The sequence below is a fragment of the Tenacibaculum sp. FZY0031 genome, assembly GCF_036350695.1.
GTDB lineage: Bacteria > Bacteroidota > Bacteroidia > Flavobacteriales > Flavobacteriaceae > Polaribacter.
The window spans coordinates 288,331-310,300 of the sequence record NZ_JAZDVY010000002.1 but is presented as its reverse complement, the minus strand read 5'-3'; the positions used below and the strand labels follow the sequence as shown (position 1 = coordinate 310,300).

21 protein-coding genes are annotated in these 21,970 nt (G+C 32.5%); 5 read left to right on the top strand and 16 right to left on the bottom strand.

Annotated elements, in window-relative coordinates:
- Nucleotides 1-82: 82 nt before the first annotated feature.
- The 4 genes from V1T75_RS03830 to tpx are packed head-to-tail and all read right to left on the bottom strand — an operon-like array spanning nt 83 to nt 4,162.
- Complete coding sequence (locus tag V1T75_RS03830; RefSeq protein ID WP_330487241.1) at nt 83-736, bottom strand: LolA family protein; 654 nt, start codon at nt 734-736, stop codon at nt 83-85.
- A gap of 39 nt (nt 737-775) precedes the next feature.
- Nucleotides 776-3,250, bottom strand: a complete 2,475-nt coding sequence (locus tag V1T75_RS03825) for a DNA translocase FtsK (RefSeq protein ID WP_330487240.1) — start codon at nt 3,248-3,250, stop codon at nt 776-778.
- Between the two features lie 27 nt (nt 3,251-3,277).
- Nucleotides 3,278-3,658: a diacylglycerol kinase family protein gene (locus V1T75_RS03820; RefSeq protein ID WP_330487239.1), complete on the bottom strand. Its 381-nt coding sequence runs from the start codon at nt 3,656-3,658 to the stop codon at nt 3,278-3,280.
- 6 nt (nt 3,659-3,664) lie between these two features.
- Nucleotides 3,665-4,162, bottom strand: coding sequence for a thiol peroxidase (gene tpx / locus V1T75_RS03815; RefSeq protein WP_330487238.1), 498 nt, complete (start codon nt 4,160-4,162; stop codon nt 3,665-3,667).
- Nucleotides 4,163-4,321: 159 nt separating this feature from the next.
- Between tpx and V1T75_RS03810 the strand changes: the two genes are divergently transcribed.
- The 3 genes from V1T75_RS03810 to V1T75_RS03800 all read left to right on the top strand — a co-directional run bounded on the left by V1T75_RS03810 (nt 4,322) and on the right by V1T75_RS03800 (nt 6,612).
- A complete protein-coding gene (locus V1T75_RS03810; RefSeq protein ID WP_330487237.1) occupies nt 4,322-4,885 on the top strand; it encodes a fasciclin domain-containing protein in 564 nt (187 codons plus the stop codon).
- Between the two features lie 127 nt (nt 4,886-5,012).
- The gene (locus V1T75_RS03805; protein ID WP_330487236.1) at nt 5,013-6,401 is read left to right on the top strand and encodes an MATE family efflux transporter; all 1,389 of its coding nucleotides are present in this window, start codon (nt 5,013-5,015) and stop codon (nt 6,399-6,401) included.
- Nucleotides 6,388-6,612: a hypothetical protein gene (locus V1T75_RS03800; RefSeq protein WP_299007500.1), complete on the top strand. Its 225-nt coding sequence runs from the start codon at nt 6,388-6,390 to the stop codon at nt 6,610-6,612. Before V1T75_RS03805 ends, V1T75_RS03800 begins: the two co-directional genes overlap by 14 nt.
- A 3-nt stretch (nt 6,613-6,615) precedes the next feature.
- On the opposite strand, the gene V1T75_RS03795 is transcribed toward V1T75_RS03800, so the two are convergent.
- The 6 genes from V1T75_RS03795 to V1T75_RS03770 form a co-directional block, all read right to left on the bottom strand.
- On the bottom strand, nt 6,616-7,128 hold the full coding sequence (locus V1T75_RS03795; RefSeq protein ID WP_330487235.1) for a M23 family metallopeptidase: 513 nt from the start codon (nt 7,126-7,128) through the stop codon (nt 6,616-6,618).
- A gap of 83 nt (nt 7,129-7,211) precedes the next feature.
- Nucleotides 7,212-7,655: a DUF6892 domain-containing protein gene (locus tag V1T75_RS03790; RefSeq protein WP_330487234.1), complete on the bottom strand. Its 444-nt coding sequence runs from the start codon at nt 7,653-7,655 to the stop codon at nt 7,212-7,214.
- Nucleotides 7,656-7,849: 194 nt separating this feature from the next.
- Nucleotides 7,850-8,866 carry a TQO small subunit DoxD gene (locus V1T75_RS03785; protein WP_330487233.1) on the bottom strand — a complete coding sequence of 339 codons (1,017 nt, stop codon included), beginning with the start codon at nt 8,864-8,866 and terminating at the stop codon, nt 7,850-7,852.
- Between the two features lie 551 nt (nt 8,867-9,417).
- The gene (locus V1T75_RS03780) at nt 9,418-9,972 is read right to left on the bottom strand and encodes a GNAT family N-acetyltransferase (RefSeq protein ID WP_330487232.1); all 555 of its coding nucleotides are present in this window, start codon (nt 9,970-9,972) and stop codon (nt 9,418-9,420) included.
- Nucleotides 9,973-9,983: 11 nt separating this feature from the next.
- Nucleotides 9,984-10,562: an Lcl C-terminal domain-containing protein gene (locus V1T75_RS03775; RefSeq protein WP_330487231.1), complete on the bottom strand. Its 579-nt coding sequence runs from the start codon at nt 10,560-10,562 to the stop codon at nt 9,984-9,986.
- 67 nt (nt 10,563-10,629) lie between these two features.
- Nucleotides 10,630-11,358 (bottom strand): DUF4272 domain-containing protein, encoded by a 729-nt coding sequence (locus V1T75_RS03770; RefSeq protein WP_330487230.1) that lies wholly within the window; start codon nt 11,356-11,358, stop codon nt 10,630-10,632.
- Between the two features lie 330 nt (nt 11,359-11,688).
- On the opposite strand from V1T75_RS03770, the gene V1T75_RS03765 reads away from it, so the two are divergent.
- Nucleotides 11,689-12,732, top strand: a complete 1,044-nt coding sequence (locus V1T75_RS03765; RefSeq protein ID WP_330487229.1) for a flavin-containing monooxygenase — start codon at nt 11,689-11,691, stop codon at nt 12,730-12,732.
- A 96-nt stretch (nt 12,733-12,828) separates the two neighbouring features.
- On the opposite strand, the gene V1T75_RS03760 is transcribed toward V1T75_RS03765, so the two are convergent.
- Entirely contained in the window at nt 12,829-13,314 is a 486-nt protein-coding gene (locus tag V1T75_RS03760; protein WP_330487228.1) for a DUF2938 domain-containing protein, read from the bottom strand.
- A 146-nt stretch (nt 13,315-13,460) separates the two neighbouring features.
- Here V1T75_RS03760 and ctlX point away from each other — a divergent pair, with 146 nt between their 5' ends.
- A complete protein-coding gene (gene ctlX / locus V1T75_RS03755) occupies nt 13,461-14,396 on the top strand; it encodes a citrulline utilization hydrolase CtlX (RefSeq protein ID WP_330487227.1) in 936 nt (311 codons plus the stop codon).
- On the opposite strand, the gene V1T75_RS03750 is transcribed toward ctlX, so the two are convergent.
- From V1T75_RS03750 to V1T75_RS03730, 5 genes are all read right to left on the bottom strand, one after another.
- Nucleotides 14,393-14,845: a hypothetical protein gene (locus tag V1T75_RS03750; RefSeq protein ID WP_330487226.1), complete on the bottom strand. Its 453-nt coding sequence runs from the start codon at nt 14,843-14,845 to the stop codon at nt 14,393-14,395. The two genes, ctlX and V1T75_RS03750, sit on opposite strands and share 4 nt — an antisense overlap.
- A gap of 63 nt (nt 14,846-14,908) precedes the next feature.
- Nucleotides 14,909-17,806, bottom strand: coding sequence for an FAD-binding and (Fe-S)-binding domain-containing protein (locus tag V1T75_RS03745; protein WP_330487225.1), 2,898 nt, complete (start codon nt 17,804-17,806; stop codon nt 14,909-14,911).
- Between the two features lie 37 nt (nt 17,807-17,843).
- A complete protein-coding gene (locus V1T75_RS03740; RefSeq protein ID WP_330487224.1) occupies nt 17,844-18,302 on the bottom strand; it encodes an Lrp/AsnC family transcriptional regulator in 459 nt (152 codons plus the stop codon).
- A gap of 121 nt (nt 18,303-18,423) precedes the next feature.
- Nucleotides 18,424-19,854: a 2-oxoadipate dioxygenase/decarboxylase HglS gene (gene hglS, locus V1T75_RS03735; RefSeq protein ID WP_330487223.1), complete on the bottom strand. Its 1,431-nt coding sequence runs from the start codon at nt 19,852-19,854 to the stop codon at nt 18,424-18,426.
- Between the two features lie 491 nt (nt 19,855-20,345).
- Nucleotides 20,346-21,173 (bottom strand): alpha/beta hydrolase, encoded by an 828-nt coding sequence (locus tag V1T75_RS03730; RefSeq protein ID WP_330487222.1) that lies wholly within the window; start codon nt 21,171-21,173, stop codon nt 20,346-20,348.
- Nucleotides 21,174-21,970 lie beyond the last annotated feature (797 nt).

Sequence of the window (21,970 nt, the reverse complement as noted above, 5' to 3'; positions counted from 1 at the left end):
TAGTAGGTTAGAGGCATATATACACAAAAGTTTTGTTAATGATTTTTTAAGTAAATCACTAACAAAACTTTTAGGTAAGTTTTTAGTCGATGTAGTATCCTTGCTGAGCGTACTTACTTCTATCGAAAGTAAAAAGTTGAGCCGATATAGGTTGGTTGCTTTTAAATTTGGTAATTGTAAAGGTAGTTTCAGCACCGTTAGAACCTATTTGTGTTAATTTGTAGATATGTTTTGTTTTAGCATCAATTCCTAACTGTACTTTAACAATGTCAGAGTTACTATCAATAGGAGTAAGATCTATATATTGAACTTTACGTCCGTTACTATTTTTTAATGCTCCCATTTGGTAATTATAGCCTTCTTTGTAAAAAGTCAATAATTTTGAAGGGTAAATAAAACCGTCTTCTTCATCTAAATTACCGTTGTTAATGCTAACTTCTTTTTCGTCTTGGTTAATAACCACTAATTTTTTTCCATCAAAAATAAAAGTATTTCCAAGGTAATCTAAGTTGTACTTTTCACCCGATAAGGTAATTTCACCTCTTATTGGTGGGTCGTTGGTAATGCCTGCTTCTTTGTTAATTAAAGAAGAGTTAAAACCAATAACCATATTTCTGTAGGTTCCCATTTTATTTGAAACTTCGTCTAGCAATTTTTTTGCTTCTGAAGAGTTGGTTTGTCCCATAGCGCTAATGCTAATGCATAATCCAATAAATAATAATCCTATTTTTTTCATCGTCTTTCTTATTTCCACTTTCGGAATAGTTTATAATTATTAATTCTTTTCATTCTCTAATAATTGCTCTAAGGCAATTAGATCGGATACAAGTACTTGTCGTGCTTTACTACCTTCGAAAGGTCCTACAATACCAGCAGCTTCTAATTGATCGATCAATCTACCTGCACGGTTGTAACCTAACTTTAATTTACGTTGCAATAACGATGCCGAACCTTGTTGTGCAGTAACAATAACTTCAGCTGCTTCTTTAAACAGTTTATCTCTGTCTGCAATATCAACATCAAGATTTGTGCCACCTTCTTCACCAACGTATTCTGGAAGTAAATAGGCTTCAGGATAGGCTCGCTGAGAGCCAATAAAATCGGTAATTTTTTCTACTTCAGGAGTGTCTACAAAAGCACATTGAATACGTATAATATCATTTCCTCCTGAATACAATAAATCACCTCGACCAATTAATTGATCTGCTCCAGGGGCATCTAAAATAGTTCTTGAATCAATTTTAGAAGTAACTCTAAAGGCTATTCTAGCAGGGAAGTTAGCTTTGATAATACCTGTAATTACGTTAACGGAAGGACGCTGTGTTGCTACAATTAAATGAATACCGATGGCACGTGCTAATTGAGCTAAACGCGCAATAGGAGTTTCTACCTCTTTCCCGGCGGTCATAATCAAATCAGCAAATTCGTCAATTACCAATACGATGTAAGGTAAAAAACGATGTCCGTTTTCAGGGTTTAGTTTACGAGCTCTAAACTTAGCGTTGTATTCTTTAATATTACGAACCATGGCATTTTTAAGCAAGTCGTAACGATTATCCATTTCAATACATAAAGAGTTTAATGTATTTACTACTTTAGTTGTATCGGTAATAATAGCTTCAGAATCATCTGGTAATTTCGCTAAGTAATGACGCTCTATTTTATTGAATAGTGTTAATTCTACTTTTTTAGGATCTACCAATACAAATTTTACTTCAGCTGGGTGTTTTTTGTATAGTAGTGATGTTAGAATAGCATTCAATCCTACCGATTTACCTTGTCCTGTAGCACCAGCCATTAGTAAGTGAGGCATTTTAGCTAAATCGATAACAAAAGTTTCGTTTGAAATGGTTTTACCTAAGGCAATAGGGAGTTGCATTGGTGATTCTTGGAACTTTTTTGAAGCAATTACCGAATGCATTGAAACAATAGTCGCTTTTTTATTAGGTACTTCAATACCAATGGTTCCTTTCCCTGGGATAGGAGCGATGATACGTATTCCTAAAGCTGAAAGAGATAAGGCAATATCGTCTTCTAAGTTTTTAATTTTTGAAATACGAACTCCCGCTTCAGGTACAATTTCATATAAGGTAATGGTTGGACCAACAGTTGCTTTTATTTGTGCAATACCAATTTTGTAGTTTTTTAAAGTTTCTACAATTTGATTTTTCTTAGCTTCAAGTTCAGTTGGGTCAACAGAAATGCTTTCGTTGTATTCTTTTAGTAAATTAAAAGAAGGAAACTTAAAGTTTCCTAGTTCTAGGGTAGGGTCAAATTCACCAAAATCTTTGAGTAATTGATCAGATAAATTTTCAGAAACACTTTTTTCTTCTGCAATTTTTTCAATAGCAACCTCCACTTCTTTTTTACTATCTTCTGTTATTTTAGCTGTTGGTTCGTTAATAGGGGTAATGTCTAAAGAAATCTCTTCTTTCTTTTCTTTATTTGAAGTTTCATCTACACCAGAATAATTAGAGATAGTTGGTTGTAAATTTTCTAGAGATAATTCAAAGTCTGACTTGTCTTTTTTAGGTTCTTCTGTAAGAGTAACCTTGGTGTCGCTATCTATGTGAGTATGAGTATCGTTTATAATAGTAGAATCGTCGCGAGTTACCTTTGTAGGGTCTTTTGGGGTATTGACTTTTTTCTCTTTGTTAACTTTTACCTTTTCACTAATTGTTTCAGGAGTAATACTAAAACGAATGATTAGGTAGGCAACTAAAAAGAAAATAAGTAAAATAGCTAGTCCTGTTTTACCTAAAAAAGTTTGTAAGTAGTCGTTCAATTCAAAGCCTATAATTCCTGATAAAAGTGCATGTTTTTTTTCAACAAAACCAAGAGCTGTGGCAAACCAAAGCATAATAAGAATAGCCCAATTCCAAGAGGTTATAATTCTTTTTAAATTGGTTTGTAGTAAAATTCTGGCACCTGTTAAAAACAATGTTATAGGTATGATAAAAGCTCCCAAACCAAAACCGTCATATACAAGAAAGTTGCTGAGTTTAGCGCCTATTTTACCTAATAGGTTTTTAGTAGGAACTGTTCTGTCGGCAAATTGACTAAGGGTGCTTTGGTCTTCTTGCCAAGAGAAGAAAAAAGAAATAAAAGCAACAGTTAAAAATATAGAAAACAGTACTAGAAAAAAACCTAAAATAGTTTGGTTTTGTCTGTTTGAAAAAAAGGTTTTTATCCTTTTAATGATAGAAATTTTTGGCTGTTTTTTTTGAACAGTTGTCTTCTTTTTTGCCATGTATTTTTGTTAGAAATAAATTGAACGCTACAATATAGCTATTATTTTAGGAAGGTAAATTATCCCAGCAATAATTAATGATATTACTGCAGCAAATGCAGGAGCACCCGCAGCAATATCTTTAATAAAACCTATTTTTTTATGATAATCAGGATGTATAAAGTCCGCTACTTTTTCGATGGCAGTATTTAGGGCTTCAGCTACTAAAACAATTCCAATAGCTAAGGTTTGAGCCATCCATTCGGTTGCAGATATATTAAAGTAAAATCCGAGGATAGTAGCAGCAATAGCAAATGAAAGCTGGGCTTTAATGCTATCTTCTGTGGTGATTAGCAACCACATTCCTTTTGCTGCAAATTTAATACTTCGTATGCGTCCTTTTAAAAAGCCGTCATTCGGATTCTTCATATATTTTTAAAGAGCTTTTAATGCAGCGTCATAGTTAGGTTCATCCACAGTTTCGTTTACCTGCTCTGTGTAACTTACAGTACCGTTTTCATCAATGATAACAATACAACGAGAATGCAAGCCAGCTAAAGGTCCCGTAACAATCTCTAAACCATAGTCTTTACCAAATCGCCCCGCAGCAAAATCAGACAGCATAATTACATTTTCAATACCTTCTGCACCACAAAAACGACCTTGAGCAAAAGGTAAGTCTCTGGAAATACATAACACTTTAGTGTTTTCTAAATTGGCTGCCTTTTTGTTGAATTCTCTAACAGAGGTAGCACAAGTACCTGTATCGACACTTGGAAAAATATTTAAAATTAATCGAGTACCGCTAAAGTCACCTAAGTTTTTAACAGATAAATCCGTTGCAACTAACGAAAAATCAATTGCTTTAGTTCCAGTTTCAGGTAAGTTACCTATTGTTTCTATTGTGTTACCTTTTAGAGTTATTGAAGCCATTTTATATGTGTTTTAGGAACATCAAAAATAAGAATAATTACATAACTTATAAGAATATTCTAAGTTTTCCTTAGGATTTTAATTTCTTATAAAACCAAGAGACAATCTTTTTCGTAGATATGATTAGATAGAAATATATTAATTTAAAAATCATTATTTATGAAAACCTTACACTTTTTTAAAGTAACCGTTTTAGCAGTCGCTTTATTTACCAGCTATAGTATTACGGCACAAGAAAAAACAAAAATGGTTGGAGGAGCAGAAATGTATCCATCAAAAAACATTGTACAAAATGCGGTAAACTCTAAAGACCATACAACATTGGTGGCAGCTGTAAAAGCGGCAGATTTGGTAGATGTATTATCAAGTAAAGGACCCTTTACAGTTTTTGCTCCTGTAAATAAAGCTTTTGATAAGCTTCCAGAAGGAGTCGTTGAAACGTTATTGAAACCAGAAAACAAAATGAAATTACAAACCATATTAAAATACCATGTTGTAGCTGGTAAATGGAGTGCAACCGAACTAGTGAAATTAATAAAAGACAAAGGAGGTAAAGCTACTATAGAAACCGTTAGTGGTGGTAAAATTACTGCATGGATGAAAGGGGGAAATGTTTACCTATCTGACGCAAATGGAGGAAAGGCAAAGGTTACGATTGCAGATGTAAACCAATCTAATGGAGTAATTCATGTAATTAATAGTGTTTTATTACCAAAATCGTAAGCACGAGAATAACGTGTAATTATTTTGATGTTATAGAAGCCGCTTTATTAAGCGGTTTTTATTTTGTTATATCCCTACATTATTTTAGATAACAGTTGTATTTTTGCAAGCTGAAAAGAATACTAAATTGAACATTAAACAATACACTTCAGAGTTTAAATATAACTTAAAACTTGCTGCTCCAGTAATGCTAGGTATGTTAGGGCATACTTTTGTGAGTTTTATAGATAATATAATGGTAGGTCAACTAGGAACTGCCGAATTAGCAGCGGTTTCATTAGGTAACAGTTTTATGTTTATAGCAATGTCGTTAGGAATTGGTTTTTCTACTGCAATAACACCTTTAATTGCCGAAGCAGACTCTTCTAATAATTTTACACAAGCAAAATCTACTTTTAAGCACGGGCTTTTCTTGTGCACTATGATGGGAATTATGCTGTTTTTAGTAGTTTTCTTTTCGAAACCATTAATGTATTTAATGAAACAACCTATAGAAGTGGTTGAGTTGGCGATTCCATATTTAGATTTGGTAGCTTTTTCATTAATTCCGATGATTATTTTTCAGGGATTTAAACAATTTAGTGATGGAATGTCAATGACACGCTATCCTATGTATGCCACATTACTTGCTAATGTGTTGAATGTATTGCTGAATTACCTACTAATTTACGGGAAGTTTGGTTTTCCTCAATTAGGCATCGTGGGAGCTGCTTACGGAACGTTGCTCTCAAGGTTTGTAATGGTGGTATATTTATGGTGGTTGTTAAGTAAAAAAGAGCGTTCAAAACGTTTGGTTACCAATATTAAGTTTTTTGTGTTAGATACTTTAATGATTCGAAAAATTATAAACTTAGGTACACCAAGTGCTATGCAAATGTTTTTTGAAGTAGCTATTTTTACAGCAGCAATTTGGTTAAGTGGATTGTTGGGAAAAAACCCTCAAGCGGCAAATCAAATAGCGTTGAATTTATCTTCAATGACATTTATGGTAGCCACTGGATTGAGCGTTGCTTCTATGATTAGAGTTGGAAATCAAAAAGGATTGCAAAATTATAAAGAATTGAGAAGAATAGCATTTTCAATCTTTTTCCTAGGGACTATACTCGCAGTTATATTTGCTACTTTTTTCTTTGTTTTTCACAAATCGTTACCAAATTTATATGTTGATTTAAGCGATGCTGAAAATTATGCAGATAATATGGAAGTAATGAGTATAGCAGCAAACTTATTAATTGCTGCGGCAATTTTTCAAATAAGTGACAGTATACAAGTAGTAATGTTAGGAGCTTTACGTGGCTTACAAGATGTTAAAATACCTACATTCATCACTTTTATATCGTATTGGGTGGTAGGTTTTCCTATTAGTTTTTTCTTCGGATCAGAAGAGAGATATGGCAGCTTTGGTATTTGGTTAGGGTTGCTTGCAGGGTTAACCACAGCATCAATTTTACTATTTATACGATTTAATAAATTAACTTTACAATTGATTAAAACAAAACATAATGAACTTACCTAAATTTTTATTAGCTGATAATAGCAATCACCCAGAAGATATTTTTGTTTTGCATACAGAGTATCCTCGTTTTTTAATCAATTTAAAAGATGATGAAATTGAGTGGTTTGAAGACTTGTCTAACGAAAATGAACAAGACTTAGCTAATGAGTTAGAAGGCTTAATTGAAGCAGCAGGATTATTTTATGATGCTGAAATGGAAGGATTAGAATAAGAACTATTCTTCTAAATAATCAATAGGGTTTAGGTAAAACATTTTTTTCCATCCCTGTTTGTCTGAATCAATCTTCCATACATAAGGTATTAGAGTAAATATAGAGTAGTGTAAATGTGGAGCTTTTCCAGCGGCATTTCCACTCGTGCCAACAGTTCCAATTATCGAATTGGTATTTACAAAAGTTAAAGAAGTTGTTTTTACACTTTCTAAATGTGCATAGTAGTGTAACCTCCATTTTGGACCTAGAACTACTACGGTATTTCCGCCCATACTTATTTTTCCAGAAAATAAAACTACTCCGAGAGTAGAAGAGGTGATTTTAGTATTTTTCTTAGCAAAAATATCAACCCCTTTATGGGTAACTGATTTACCCCAAGGGTAATACCAAAATGATTTTGGATTGTAATCAGATTTGGTAGCTCCATTAACAGGCATTTTTAAGTTTTGAGGAATTAAAAAGCCTGTTAATAGAATTATTAAAAGAATAAGTAGTTTCTTTTTTATTTTAAACATGTTGTTTTATAGTTTTACCACCAAAGTTCTGTTTCTTCTTTATCGTTTGTTTTAAGAGTTTTCATTAAATACGTTTTACTTTCTTAAAGCCAATCAGCTTCAATTCCTTTTTCTTGAAATTCGTCTAATAAAGAATCATTTTCGCTATAAAGAAGAGAAATCCTTTTTAGGTTGGGTAGTAATGTAGAATCAACAGCAGAGTTCACACTAAATACATCATCTTCACCGTCCCAAAAAGGGATAATTTGACCATAGATTTCGTCACCTCCATCCATGTTTAGTTCTTCAATGTTTTCAACCATTTCAGAAGTGAGTTCTAAGTTTTTAAAGTATTCCAGTACTTCAGGAATTATTTCATAGCCTTCTTCTTCAATAATATCATAAGCTTCTGAAGAAGTTAAGTTCCGTTGCTTTTCTATAAACTCATATACCTCTAATTTAGGTTGTAACACTTCTTGAACGTACATTAACTCGTTAATTACAGCTAGTTTAAAGTTTAATTCTTTAAAATTTAATTGATTGTTCATAGTCTACTTTTTATATTTATTTAATGAGAAGTTAAGTGTAAGAAACACTTAATAGCTTTTTTTGGTGAAATTATTTACAAAAGAAAAAGTAATCGATATGAAATTTGTTAAAAAAAGCATAAGGTTGGTTTTTGGGAAATAATTGAAGTTTTGAAAGAAACGCAATAGTGTTTCAACACTATTGCGTTTTAGATTTAGTTAGTTATTTGGTGTGTCCAAAAAGCACCACTAATATCTGTTATTTTTAGGGTATATGTTCCGTTAGAAACCTGTGAAAGAGTTTGATTACTAAAAGTCATTTTTGCTTTGGCTCCTAAAGGGACAACCAAACTATGTTTACCAGGTTTTATTTTAGCAACGTAATAATTTAATATATTTTGATGAGCTAATGAAGCTAATTCTTTTTGTGCATACTGAACAACAATATTACCATTTTGATCAAGTAATTCAATAGCAATAACCCACGATCCATATACATCAACACCTTCTGTTCTAAAGAGGTTAAAAGAAAGTATATCGTTGTTAATTTTACCTTCTGTTATTTCTAATTTAGGTTTAACCGATTTGTTATGAAGTGTTCCCCAAACACCACCATGAAATACTTGGTTGGTGAATAAAGTCATTCCTAAAATAGTTAAGGATCCTATTAAAACAAACCTTGGAAAAATGTTGTTTTTAATCGGTAAGATCCCTGATCCTAGCCATGCAAACCATTTTTTATTAGTGAAGGAAAAATTGTTTTTTATAAAGTAGTTATCTAGCGAGTATTTACCACTTCCGGTTAAAAAAAGTACATATCCTGTTGCGATGCCAAGCACACCAATTTGCCATTCATCAAGGCATGTTGTTCCTATCCAACCAGAACCCAAAAGAATTCCCATAGCGAGACCAAATACACCGATACTCATTATTCTAGTAAATAAACCAAAGATGATGAATAGTCCTACAATTCCTTCAATAATAGTAAATATTACCATGTTTAGCCAAAGAATGTCAGGGTTTTCAACTAAGTATTGAATAAGAGGTTTAATACCTAATGCATTAGGAAGAAAATGGTTGAATTTTTCTCCAATGTATCCTGCTACTTCAGGGTCAAGTTTATTGGCTAAAATTGTTCTTCTCCAAAAGGCAGAGAAGTAGGTCCAACCAATAACCAATCGTATTGCCAGAACCAAAAGCCCTGAATCGTTTTTTATATTGTTGTTAATCATTATGTTTTGTGTTAGAACTTATACTATTTGTAGTTTATAGTACAAGTGATAGCTACATAAGTAAGTATTATGTAGGTTATTATTTTTATTTGTAATTGTTAAGAAGAGGAGGCTAAAGGTGGGCTTTAAAGTTTTTAAATAAAATATAAAGAGGAACTGAAGATGTTACATGTCTCTTTTTTTGATAGTTAATTCTTGTTTTATTAGGGAAATTTGCAACAAACTGAGAAGAGGTGTTAAAAAAACTACCTATAAAAACAGGCAAAATTTTAACAAAAGGCATTGTTTGTAGTAGCGAAACATCTGTAACCTCACTACTATAGCAACTAAGCTTACTTGTGGTAGTTTGACTTTTGTTTGAAACTTCAGTAAGCGGAAGATTAAGTTCTGCTTGTATAAAGTTTCTAACTTTACAGGGAGAAAAAAATAATAAAATAACTAGACCTATTATAGGAAGTAGCGAAGAAGTGTTTGGTATTTTGTTAAGTTTTCTCACAAGGTAAACTTATAAAATAAACGGAGTGTAGTTTGTTATAATTTTCTTAATAAAGTTAGTGTATCTGTAAATGTTCCATTGCCTTACCAACGAATCTTTTTTCTCCAACAATTTTAAAACCTAGCTTTAAGTATAGTTTCTTAGCGTTAGGGTTTTCTTTATCAACTAAAAGTCCTAATGTCTCTTTATTTTTATGAACATATTCATCAATTAAAAAGCTTAGTATTTTAGAACCAACACCTTTACCTTGGTAGCTAGAACTTACACCAATACAATCAATATAATATTCTCCAAACTGGGTTTCATCTTCGCATGTTAGCTTTTGATTAAACCTAGTTTTTAGTAAGGCAGCTACCGGTTTTCTAAGTTGTTTTAAATCGGCACCATTATAGATGTTAGCTGCAGCAATGACTTTATTGTCACTTTCTATAACCCAACAGTTTTCGTAAGAGTACTGGTTGTTTTTTTGAATAATTAAAGACTCTAAAAAGGCAAGTGCTTTTTCTGTAGTGTTTTCTCCAATAAATGTATAAACAATGTCTTTCATTGCTAATAGCATACAAAAAGCAATTTCTTTGGAATCTTTAGAGGTAGCTTTTCTAATAATCATTGTAAAATCTTTTAATTGACTTTATTTCTAACTAGTCTAACACTCATACCCAATGATTTGCCTTTATGACCTTTCATGTATGTTATATTTCTTTCTCTGTTCCCAGATACAGCAAATCCTTCTTTAAAACTCATGTAGCTAGCAGTGTTTTTATTAGGTGTTGTTGAACTCCAGAAAGCATAAGCTCCTTTTCCCCAGAAGAAAGTAGAGTCAATCTCTGTAAAAAATTGTTTGTAAGTAACTCTATCTTTTTTATTTTTATTAATAGATCGGTATTCTTTTATAGTTGGAACTCTCCAATCGTTAAATCCTGCATAGTTATCAGAGTTCATTTTTTCTTGCCATTCAAATACTTCGTCCCACTTATTTAAAAACTTTTTTTCAATGACACTAAAATCGTTCTTCATCCAAATTAAGTTTGTGGTAGAGTCTAACACAATTAAAGTAGTGTCAATTGTTTTTTGGTGGTTGTTAGGAGTAACTACTTCTATTTTTACTTCAGGCTTCTTTTTAGGGGTGTTATTTTCTTTCTGAGCCTTCTTACACGATGAAAAGCTAAGTAGTAAAACAATTAGGGTAAGTATTCTCATTTTCTTAAAACTTCAATTTTTGCAAATTTATGAGTCTATAAATTAACTTCTCCTGTTTTATTTAAGTTTATGTGCTAAGATCGGTATCTTCCCATTCAGTACCGTTAGAAAGCATCCATGTTAACGAATGTCTACGTTCATGAATAACCCCACCATTTCCAATAGGATCAAAACCATCAGGAACAGTATTTCCTCCTAATTGGGCACTTCTTACTGCATTATGTAAACAGTAAAATAAATCTTCTTTTTCTACTAATTTTTCCTCTTCTAGGGTATGTTGATTAGGAAGCCATTCACTAATTAAAGAATCAAGTGAACATGTATGATTTATTAAAATTTCTTGCATTTGCTCACCAGTCATCATTTGACCAGAAATTTCAGGTTCATTATAACCAAAGTACCAAGCAAGTGGCCATGCGTTTTCAAACTTCCAACCAATAGAATTTCTCAATTCTATATTATTTCTAGATACATTGAGTATTTCTTTTTCTTCTTCAGTCATAAAATCAAGAAGTTTATTCTGATTAATAAAATTTATAATTTTTTCATCAGGTAAATTCTCTGTAGGTACCATTAACCATAAAACAAGAGCTTTTATGGCGTGGAGTCTTCCTGCAATTTCGTTAGCGGGTCTTAATTTTGTTTCCCTAATTGTAGGAAGAGAACTTGCAGGCTGAAATCCAGCATCATGACAAATAGTAATTGATTGAGATCTTACAATGGAAGAATTTCTTTGAGTTGCTTCAGTTTTAGGGGTAATATTTTTTGAAGTCTTTTTTCTTTTAAACCATCCCATAGTGTTTTTTTAGGTTTGTAAGCCTACAGCTTATTTTTGGTGAAAATATTTATAAAAGCAACAGGTATTGATATGAAATTTGTTAAAATATATGAAAGGTTGATAAGTGTTTTATGCTGTTATTGCTTTTTGAAATAGAAAATGATTGATTATATGGTGCTTATGTTTTTTTTATGTGTGTAATTTGTTTTAGGTTACTTTGCTCATCTTAAGTTTAGTATGCTGTAAATGACTGGTCTTTTAATTCTTAAGAAAGTCTTCAGTTCCAAGAAAAGTTTGACGTGCTTGTTTAAAGTATCTATATTTGAGCCTTAATGAAAATGATTTTAGATGTTAGATTTTGTGATTATTGGTGGTGCGCAAGCAGGCTTATCCATGGCTTACCACTTAAAAAAGATGGAAAAAAGTTTTATAGTAGTAGATGGAGAAGAAGAAATTGGAGCCTCTTGGCTCAATAGATGGGACTCTTTAAAGCTATTTACACCAACTGAATATAATCACTTACCAGGTTTAAAATTTAATGCTCCAAAAGGTCATTATCCTTCTAAATACGAGGTTAGCAATTACTTTAAATCGTATGTAAAGAAATTTGATATTCCTGTACAACTGAATACATTGGTAACTTCTGTTAAAAAATCAGCAAAAGGATTTCATGCATTATATAATGAAGGAGCACTTGTAGCAAAAAATGTAATTGTAGCAACGGGGCCATTTCACATACCATATACGCCTCCCTGTCATACAAAATTATCAGATGAGGTGTTACAAATGCATAGTAATTACTATAAAAACAGTGAACAGTTACAAGAAGGAGATGTGCTAGTTGTTGGAGGAGGAGATTCAGGATATCAAATTTTGGATGAGATATCTAAGGATAAAAAGTCAAAGACGGTATATTTCTCGGGAACTACTAAAGTAAAAACTTTACCCCAGCAGTTTTTAGGAAAAACGTTATGGTGGTGGTTTACTCTAATTGGATTTTTAAAATTTAGCAAATACAGTTGGATAGGGAAAAAAATAAGCACTTCTTTACAGCCTGTAATTGGTACGGATGTAAAAGAAATTCTATCCCGTGAAAATGTAGTTACAGTAGGAAGAACTAAAGATGCGTTAGATAATGAAGTTGTTTTTGAAAACAAGAAAGTAACATCAATAAAAAATATTATTTGGGCAACGGGATATCGTCCAAACTTTAAGTGGATAGAAGGGTTGGAGTTAGATGCAGATAATTACCCAAAAAATTACAGGGGAGTGAGTAATATTAAAGGATTATATTTTATAGGCTTACCTTGGATGTATACTCGTGGTTCTGCCACTCTAGGAGGTGTATCAAAAGATGCAAGCTATTTGGCAGATATAATTAGTGAAAAATAAACTTCGTATGTAAAAAACAAAACCACTAATAACTAATAGTATTAGTGGTTTTGTTGCATAAGAGATAAAATGTTATATCTAATAAACTAAGCTTAATTACTTAATTAGAATATTTAAAATCTTTGCACTTAAAAATAATCCAAAACCGAATACGGTATGTGTTATTAAACTCATTATTCTAGCTTTGATTGGATCAGGAACATTAGAAGCAGCAATTCCTAATCCAAACGCAGGCTGCATAAAAAAGAAAGGAGCTATAACAGTTACTATCCCTATGATTAAAGCTGGTAAAAGAGTAGGGTGTTCAAGCCATTTTTTATCAAAAATAAGTACTAAAAGTAAAGCGAACATAATTCCAATCGTATAGTGTGCAACCCAACCAATTAGGTGCTCATGTTTTATGGAAGGAGCGGTAAATATTGTATGATGAGAAAATTTACCGTCAAAAAAATAACCAATCCAACGGCCTAAAAATTTGTAATCAAGTGTTTTGATACCAAAGTAATTTAAAATGATAGAGTAAACATCCATGGTTGCTGTAGCACCAATACCTACTAAAATTGTTTGAAATAAATGATTCATGTTTTTTTAAACAAAAGTAAAATGAGAGAAGGTGGTTGCGATAGGACAAATCAGAGAAAAAATAGGATAAATTAACATCGTATAATTAAAATTTAGTTGTTCTCTTTTGCTGTAATAAAAATCCAAAATCTTATTACCTTCGCAGTATGCAACAAATAACACATACAATAGTAATGGTTCGTCCCGCAAACTTTAGGATGAATGAGCAAACAGCCGTAAATAATTATTACCAGCAAGAGTTGTCAGGAATGTTACCTGCATCAATCAATGCTAAGGCGCAAGAAGAATTTGATGCTTTTGTAGAAAAATTGGAAGCTGTTGGTGTTACTGTAGTAGTTGTTGAAGACACTAAAGAGCCTAATACACCCGATGCATTATTTCCAAATAACTGGATTTCTTTTCATGAAAACGGAGATGTAGCTATCTATCCGATGTTTGCAGAGAATAGACGTTTTGAGCGTAGAGAAGATGTACTAGAGATTTTGGAAGAAAAAGGGTTTGTAATAGAAAATGTTGTAGACTACTCTGAAGCAGAAGAGGAGGAGGTTTTCTTAGAAGGAACTGGAAGCATGATTTTAGATAGGCATAACAGAAAAGCCTATTGCGCTCTGTCTCCTCGTGCAGATGAAGAATTATTTATTGAGTTTTGTGAAGATTTTGAATATACTCCTGTAATTTTTACAGCAAACCAAACAGTTGAGGGAAGGAGAGAAGCTATTTATCATACAAACGTAATGATGTGTGTTGCTGAAAGTTTTGCGGTGGTGTGTTTAGATTCGATAGATGATAAAAAAGAAAAGAAAAACTTATTAAAACACTTAAAGTCGGATGGAAAAGAAGTTATTGCTATTTCAGAACAACAAGTAACACAATTTGCAGGAAATATGTTGCAAGTTAAAGGAACAAATGATGAGCGTTACCTTATAATGAGTTCTTCCGCCTTTCATTCATTAAACCCAAATCAAATTAAAGCTATAGAAAAGCATTGCAAAATACTACACAGTTCACTAGAAACTATAGAAACCTGTGGTGGTGGAAGTGCTCGTTGCATGATGGCTGAGGTTTTTTTACCAAAAGCTTAAGTAACCATTGTGTTAGAAACTTTATAATTTTTATAGTACTGCATTAAAATAAAAGAACAGATTACAGAAGATGCAATCCCTTCTATAGCTAATGCAAATACAACTAGGGGTAAACTTAAATTTTGTCCCCAAAAAGAAGACTGTTCAAGTATTGTCATAAAACCAGCATCTATAAAATCTACATATATAATTAGCCCCAAAATAGTTAAGGCTACAGCAATTATAGAGGTTCCAATCCCTAATAAAAAGTTGCTGAAATATAACGACTCATGGTTTTTGACAATATTGGTTTTTATAGCTCTGTTAATACCATAAAGAACGAAAGCAAAGTTTAAAAAACGCAGTTCAGAAACATCTTCCAATCCAAAAATTTTCATAATGAGAAAGAAGCCAACAATACCTGCAAAAATTAGCAGTGCATTGCTAAATATGATTTTATTGCTCGCCATAAGAGTACGTTTTAAGAGTTAATCGTCTTAAAAGTACAAAATAAAGATATGAAAATCAATTATTTATAGTAAAGCTTCTCTTAAAATTGTTACAGGGTGTTTTGCTAAACGTTTTGTTCCATCATAAATTTGATGACGACAACTCGTACCAGCAGCAACTATTTCTGTATCAACCGAACAGTTTCTAACCTTAGGAAACAACGTGTCTTCACCCACTTGCATACTTACTTTATAATGTTCTTTTTCATACCCAAAAGAACCCGCCATACCACAACAACCTGTATTCATAATTGTTACTTTATAGTTCTTAGGAATATTTAATATAGAAAAAGAAGCATGTGTGCTAGACAAAGCTTTTTGGTGACAATGCCCATGTATTTTAAGTTCTTTTGTTTCATTACTAAATTTAGTGGTATCTACCGAACCTTTGGCATGTTCGTTTGCCAAAAACTCTTCAATAGTAAAAGAATTCTCAGAAAGTTTTTTGGCTGACGTTTTATCATCCGCTAAGCGTAAGTACTCGTCTCTAAAGGTTAAAATAGCCGAAGGTTCTATTCCTATTAATGGCGTTTCTTTAGAAATTAATTCTTTAAAGGTGTCTACGTTTTTATTAGCAATCTCTTTAGCTTCTTTTAAAAATCCTTTCGAGATATAACTACGTCCACTTTCTTCGTGGTTTATTGTTTTTACTTCGTATCCTAACTTTTCTAATACAACAACTGCATCTTTTCCAATTTCTGCGTCGTAATAGTTGGTAAACTCATCATTGAATAAGTAGATGGTTTTTGTTGAGTTGGTTGATTGATGTTTTTTTAACCAAGTACTTAAAGGTTGTTTTGCTAACTTAGGAACAGAACGTTCTGTGGCAACTCCCATAACCTTTTTAGCTAAGGTAGTATTGGTAAAGAAATTTGTTAGCACAGGAAACTTACTTCCTAATTTGTTGTACTTAGCATTGTTAGCAAACAATTTACTACGAAAAGAATATCCATTTGTTTCTTGATATTGGTACAAGAATTCTGCTTTCATAGAAGCAATATCTACATTACTCGGACATTCACTAGCACAAGCTTTACAGCTTAAACACAGGTCGAGAATTTCTTTTAATTCCTTTGAGTCGAATTTGTTTTGAGCGGTGTTATTAGTCAAAACTTCACGTAGTGTATTGGCTCTAGCTCGAGTAGTTTCCTTTTCGTTACGAGTTGCTCGGTAACTCGGACACAAGGTTCCACCAGCTTCGGGAGACTTACGGCAATCACCTGAACCGTTACATTTTTCGGCTAATTTTAATATACCTTCACTATCTGAAAAATCTTGAATAGTTTCAATAATAGGTTCGTTTCGGTCAACCTCATAACGCAAACTTTGATCCATCGGAAAAGCATCGGTAATTTTTCCTTTGTTGAACACATTGTTCGGATCAAATGCTTTTTTTATTCTTCGTAATAATTGGTAGTTGTTGTCACCAATCATCAGCGGAATAAATTCAGCACGTACAATACCATCACCATGCTCACCACTAAATGATCCTTGATATTTCTTAACTAACTCCGCAGTTTCAGTAGTTATTTTTCTAAACAGTACTACGTCTTCCTTTTTCTTTAAATTCAAAATAGGACGTAAGTGTAGCTCACCAGCTCCTGCATGTGCATAATACACTGCTTTTTGCTGATATTTATCCATAATTTTGGTGAATTCCTCAATATAGATAGGTAAATCTTCCAAAGCCACAGCTGTGTCTTCAATACAAGCTACCGCTTTATCATCTCCAACAATATTTCCTAGTAGTCCTAAACCAGCTTTCCGTAGTTGATGTACTTTAGCAATGTCTTCGCCATATACTTTAGGATAGTGGTATCCAAAGTTATTTGCTTTTAAATCTTCAATAAGTGTATCGGCTAGTACTTCTGCTTCTTCAATAGTATCTGCCGAAACTTCTAACATCAACACCGCTTCAGGATCACCTTGTAAAAAGAAACGGTTTTTAGCTTGCTCACGGTTGTTTTTAGTACAATCTAAAATTACTTTATCCATTAATTCACAAGCATAGAGCGTGTGTTTCATGGTAGTAACAGTGGCTTTTAAACTTTCGTTTACACTAGTAAAATGCGGACATACCATAATACTTTGTGTAGGAGGTAGGTCGTCTAGTTGAATGGTAATAGCTGTTGAAAAGACTAAGGTTCCTTCGCTTCCTGATAAAAATTTAGCAGGATTGATAGTTGGTTCTGTCCCACCAAATAACTCGGAAGTTAAAAACTCATCAACTGCATATCCTGTATTTCTTCGGTGGATGCTTTCTTTCGGAAATTCTTTTTTTATTTCTTGTTGAACGGTTTCTTGAGAAAGTTCAGTATAAATTGCTCGATAGATGTTTCCTTCTAACGAATTTTGTATTTTCTTTTGATTGAATTCAGTTGAAGTAATTTCAGAAAAGGTAACTTCACTACCGTCACTTAACACCCCTTGAATAGCAATGACTTTATCGCGAGTAACTCCGTAACGTATAGAAGTACTTCCTGAAGAGTTGTTACCTACCATTCCACCAATCATACAACGGTTAGAGGTTGAGGTATTCGGCCCAAAAAACAATCCGAAAGGTTGTAAGAAGCGGTTTAAATCGTCACGAATAATTCCAGGCTCTACCGTAATGGTTTTGTTCATTTCATCAAAGGCCAAGATGTTGGTAAAGTACTTAGAAACGTCTACCACAATTCCATCTCCAACACACTGTCCAGCTAACGAAGTTCCTGCGGTTCGTGGAATTAAGGTGATGTTATTTTTAGTAGCAAAATCAATTAATAGTTGAATATCCTGTGCATTTTTAGGATAGGCAACTGCCAATGGGATTTTACGATATACCGAAGCATCAGTGGCATAAATATTTTTATGTAAGTTGTCAAAAAATAATTCGCCAGCTAATAATTTTTTGAAGGTTTCTAGTTGTGTTGTCTGTATCATTTATATAATAAGCTAGAAAAGGTATTGTATTGTTAAATTATTCAATAGGAATGTTTCGTTTAAAGCAAGTATCAAAACAAATAAATGTGTCGGTTCCAGCTACTCCATTAATCAAATGTACGTTATCGTATAGTAATTTTTGCAAGTGTTCATTATCTCTTGCATAAATCAAAATAAAGATAGCGTAGTAACCCGAAACAAAATTACACTCGGTTATTTCAGGAATTTTTTCTAGTTCTTTTAGAACATCTTTTGCAAAACGTGCTTCTCGAAGTCGAATCCCAGTGTATGATTTGGTTTTATAGCCTAAGCTTTTTTCTTCCAAAACAAATTCTGCATTTTTAATTACACCTTCAGCGGTTAGCTTTTTAATACGCTGATGAATTAAGGAGTTGGAAACTTTTAATTCTTCCGCAATTTGTGAGTAAGGTTTACGTGCATCTAAACGTAATTTTGAAAGTATTTGTTTGTCTATATAATCAAATTGATTTTCCAAAAGAATAATTTTATTAGGATAAACTTAATATAAGCTACAAGATAAACAATCGTTTTTAACGAAAAAGTGTAGCCGATAATGCAAATATACGGCTACACTTTTTCAATACTTAATTTTATGATTAAGCATTTATTTCTGCCAAGCAGTTATGTATGCTTTCATCTTGCATATCTTCATACCATTTTGTTAACTTATAAACAGGTTCTCCCAAATCTTTTTCAAATAATGATTGATTAGAGGTTCCTTCATATTCACGCTTAGCATCATCTGTACCTAAGTTTGAAGCAAAAATTCCTGCTGCACTTACAGGTAAGAAATCTTCATAAACCATAGGTTCTATGCTTAAATACCCCCCCTCTAATAATTGATTTACATCACCTTTTGTATACACTTTTTCTTTAGATAACGTTTTTGCTTTATCGGTAGTGAAATAATGGAAATAAGCCAACTCTTTTGAGTGTAATTCGTTGTAATTATCAGGAAAAACTTTAAAGTTTTCTACTAATAATTCATTGTATTCTGAGGCGTTTTCAGCAGTTGGTGATCCACCGATAGCTTTACGTGTTTTGCCTAACAGCTCATGATACAAATCAAGTCCTTTTTGAGTTAATGCCGCACCCCGTTGTTCAATCTCACCAAAACGAGCCTTGTGTTCGCCTATTTCTTCTTTTTCAACATTGTTCTTAAAAGTTACTTTTTCAGTTAATGCTTTAAAACTCGTTTGGCGTAGTAAAATAGGGCATTTTCTTGCCGGAGGGCCTTCTATATTGTCTTTTGGTGGAATGTTACGAGCCTCCATGCTTACTTGCACCTTGTCTATGTCTAAAGTTCTAGGAGTTAAGTGATTAATGTGAGGACCTTTGAAAGCAACGACATCAGCAATTAATCGGTGTTGATTTAGTAAAGCTTCGTACATTTCATAATCTACAGTAGCAGTATCGTGCCAACGAAAAGTTTCTAGAGCTTCTTGAACAAAGGTTTCGGCATCTTCTTTATTTAACCCCCCTTGTTTTTCAGACTTTTCAATGAGTTGCAAAACTTTTTCTGTAAAAATTTGACGTTTTTCTAAAATCGTTTCAACATTGTTACGAAGCTGAGCATCATCAATTAAATCGATACGTAATAAAGAGGTAAAAACTCTAAATGGAGCTTGATTAAGAGCAGTGCTTTCAATAGCTCTAAACGCCGTAGAATGAACAGGAACACCAGCTGGGGCTAAATCGTAGTAGCCAACAGAATACATTCCCATAACCTTAAACAAACGCCTCATCGTAAATAGTTCGTAGGGCTTACCTAAACGAATAGCTCCATGGCGTTCCATATTTAGTCGAGTTAATTCGCCAGTATGTGCTAACTGTTCTTCAATTTCTTTAGACTCTGAAAGAACGGCATCATTTATGTCATGAACCAAATTAAGTAGCTCACCATAAAGCGGTACCTCTTTCTTGTACATATCCGACATAATTTTAGAGAAGCGGTTACGAATGTACTCTGGAGAGACCAATTCTTCAGTTGTATTAACAAAACGTTCTAGTTTATTTTTTGATGACATAGTTTATTGAAATTTGCTACAAATTAAATGAATTTAATTTTTTTTAGTACACATAAAAGTGAATTTTGTTTTATTAGTGTTTGTTTTGAGTCAGTTTTCTTTGGTGATTGTCTTTTTGGTTAAAAAAAAGACAATTTTTACTAAAAAAGGGTTTTTTAAAAGTCAATTTGACTTTGTTTTAGGGGATGAGTTTTGGTAAAATATTTCAGAAATTTTAATGCTATTAAAGAATAAACATAAGATATATACTCTAAACAACAACTCAAAAGTTTCGTCATTTTAAGAACCATAGTAAACAAGTGTTTTCGCAGATAGAGTTCCTAACTAAAAATTTACAAAAGAGATTATTTTCTGCTATTATGTGTTTGCTTGTGGGCATCTCATTGCCGATAGTGAGTTGTACTTTGGTTTTATTTTGCTTAAAAAAGGTGGTTCGGCAAAGGCTTGTAGTGGTAAACTAAATAAAAAGAAAGTTTGTTGTTTAGAATATTTTATTTTCTTGATTTATAAATGCTTCCAAAAGCATTGTATACTGCTTCGTGTAGTGCATCACCATGAGTTTTATCTTCTAAAAAATCAAAGTAAATTTTTGAGTTATCAGCGGCTTTGTGGAGCAGTTTGTCGTATAATTCTCTAGCAGTTCGCTCCATAACAGGTCCTTCTTTACCAACAGCAATATAAATGTGTTTCTTAGTATTGTATTTAGCAGGAACAAAGGTTAAAAGTTTTTCAGCATCCCACCAAAGACTTGGGCTTACAATTATGTAGTTGTTAAAAAGATTGGGAGTTTTAAATAAAACCTCTGTAGCTAAAAGACCACCTAGCGATTGTCCGATTAATGTTTTGTTATTAGTGGTTCTGTAGTTGGCATCGATAAAGGGTAACAGTTCCTTTTGTAGAAACTGAATGAATTCTTTAGATTTTCCAGAAGAAGGAAATTCTTTTTGATCAATTTCAAGAGTAGAAGGATAGGTAAAATCTCTTTTTCTATCTACATTTCCAATACCAACGACTATAGTTTCAGGAAGCATGTTTATCCAAGGAAAAGAACCGAATTGCACAATTCCAGCAATGTGAATAAAGTCTTCATCTTTAGAACCGTCTAGTAAATAAATCACTGGATATTTTTTTGATTTATCAATATCGTAGCTTGCGGGAAAATAAATATTGAGCGTTCTGTTTTCTTTTAAAATGGTCGATTTTATTTGAACCGTTTTTCCGATGGAAAAATCACCTTCATTCATTTTTTTAGGAATGTTTTGAGTAAAGGTTGCAATAGTGATGAATAGAGTAGCTAATACTAAAGTTTTCTGTTTCATATTATTCATAATAATGGTTATGTAAATATAAGAGACTTTTACTCAATAGTTACAACTCTCCATCTTCAGGAAGGTAAACATTGTGATGTACATTATGTTGTTGCAGTATAGTTTTAAATTAAGTTTTTCTCGAGTTAAAGAACAATGGTTAATAGCTTCCATATGATTACCGATGACAGAACCAGATGAGTTTTTATAAATTTTAAGATATCTTCTACATTCTTAATAAGTTGTTTAAAAAGATCAAACTGGGTAGTTTCCCATGCAATACACTAATTTTAGGTTTGTAATTGGTAAGTATTTTATGTGCTACATAAGCGGTATCAGAGCTGAGGTAAATAGATTTTTGGTTGGGTAGTTATATGTAAAAACCAAGTACATTTCCTATGAGTTTAGCAGCAAAACCATAACCGTGTCTCGCAGGTATTTCTTCAATTTTGCCTCCTAAAAAGCTTGTTTTTCCCAGTGTTTTAAACTTTGTACAATGTTTATCTTTCGTTTTTTAAACGCTTCTTCATGTTTTTATACTACAGGTAACAGGAATGTTATTTTTAATTAAAAACTGTACACCAGCATTATTTATATGGTTTGGATGTTGATGAGCAATTAAACAATGAGTTACTTTGTTAAGTAGTGAATAAGTGTTTTTCTTTAGGTTTTTTTTGAAGTAAGATACTTCCTTTAGCATGTTTTTTCAACCTTAAATAAAAAAAATAATTGATCAAGCCCATGTTGATTTAATGGAAATTCTGTTTCGAAAAATTTAGAAATTTATGAGAATAGTTTCATTAGTTGTA

Bases quoted from the DNA above. Each gene is read 5' to 3' on its own strand.
- V1T75_RS03730 (WP_330487222.1), bottom strand. From the start codon at position 21,173: ATGAAACAGAAAACTTTAGTATTAGCTACTCTATTCATCACTATTGCA.
- V1T75_RS03825 (WP_330487240.1), bottom strand. From the start codon at position 3,250: ATGGCAAAAAAGAAGACAACTGTTCAAAAAAAACAGCCAAAAATTTCT.
- V1T75_RS03780 (WP_330487232.1), bottom strand. From the start codon at position 9,972: ATGATTATTAGAAAAGCTACCTCTAAAGATTCCAAAGAAATTGCTTTT.
- ctlX (WP_330487227.1), top strand. From the start codon at position 13,461: ATGCAACAAATAACACATACAATAGTAATGGTTCGTCCCGCAAACTTT.
- tpx (WP_330487238.1), bottom strand. From the start codon at position 4,162: ATGGCTTCAATAACTCTAAAAGGTAACACAATAGAAACAATAGGTAAC.
- V1T75_RS03760 (WP_330487228.1), bottom strand. From the start codon at position 13,314: ATGAATCATTTATTTCAAACAATTTTAGTAGGTATTGGTGCTACAGCA.
- V1T75_RS03765 (WP_330487229.1), top strand. From the start codon at position 11,689: ATGTTAGATTTTGTGATTATTGGTGGTGCGCAAGCAGGCTTATCCATG.
- V1T75_RS03750 (WP_330487226.1), bottom strand. From the start codon at position 14,845: ATGGCGAGCAATAAAATCATATTTAGCAATGCACTGCTAATTTTTGCA.
- V1T75_RS03775 (WP_330487231.1), bottom strand. From the start codon at position 10,562: ATGAGAATACTTACCCTAATTGTTTTACTACTTAGCTTTTCATCGTGT.
- V1T75_RS03795 (WP_330487235.1), bottom strand. From the start codon at position 7,128: ATGTTTAAAATAAAAAAGAAACTACTTATTCTTTTAATAATTCTATTA.
- V1T75_RS03785 (WP_330487233.1), bottom strand. From the start codon at position 8,866: ATGATTAACAACAATATAAAAAACGATTCAGGGCTTTTGGTTCTGGCA.
- V1T75_RS03790 (WP_330487234.1), bottom strand. From the start codon at position 7,655: ATGAACAATCAATTAAATTTTAAAGAATTAAACTTTAAACTAGCTGTA.
- V1T75_RS03800 (WP_299007500.1), top strand. From the start codon at position 6,388: ATGAACTTACCTAAATTTTTATTAGCTGATAATAGCAATCACCCAGAA.
- V1T75_RS03745 (WP_330487225.1), bottom strand. From the start codon at position 17,806: ATGATACAGACAACACAACTAGAAACCTTCAAAAAATTATTAGCTGGC.
- V1T75_RS03770 (WP_330487230.1), bottom strand. From the start codon at position 11,358: ATGGGATGGTTTAAAAGAAAAAAGACTTCAAAAAATATTACCCCTAAA.
- V1T75_RS03820 (WP_330487239.1), bottom strand. From the start codon at position 3,658: ATGAAGAATCCGAATGACGGCTTTTTAAAAGGACGCATACGAAGTATT.
- V1T75_RS03830 (WP_330487241.1), bottom strand. From the start codon at position 736: ATGAAAAAAATAGGATTATTATTTATTGGATTATGCATTAGCATTAGC.
- V1T75_RS03810 (WP_330487237.1), top strand. From the start codon at position 4,322: ATGAAAACCTTACACTTTTTTAAAGTAACCGTTTTAGCAGTCGCTTTA.
- hglS (WP_330487223.1), bottom strand. From the start codon at position 19,854: ATGTCATCAAAAAATAAACTAGAACGTTTTGTTAATACAACTGAAGAA.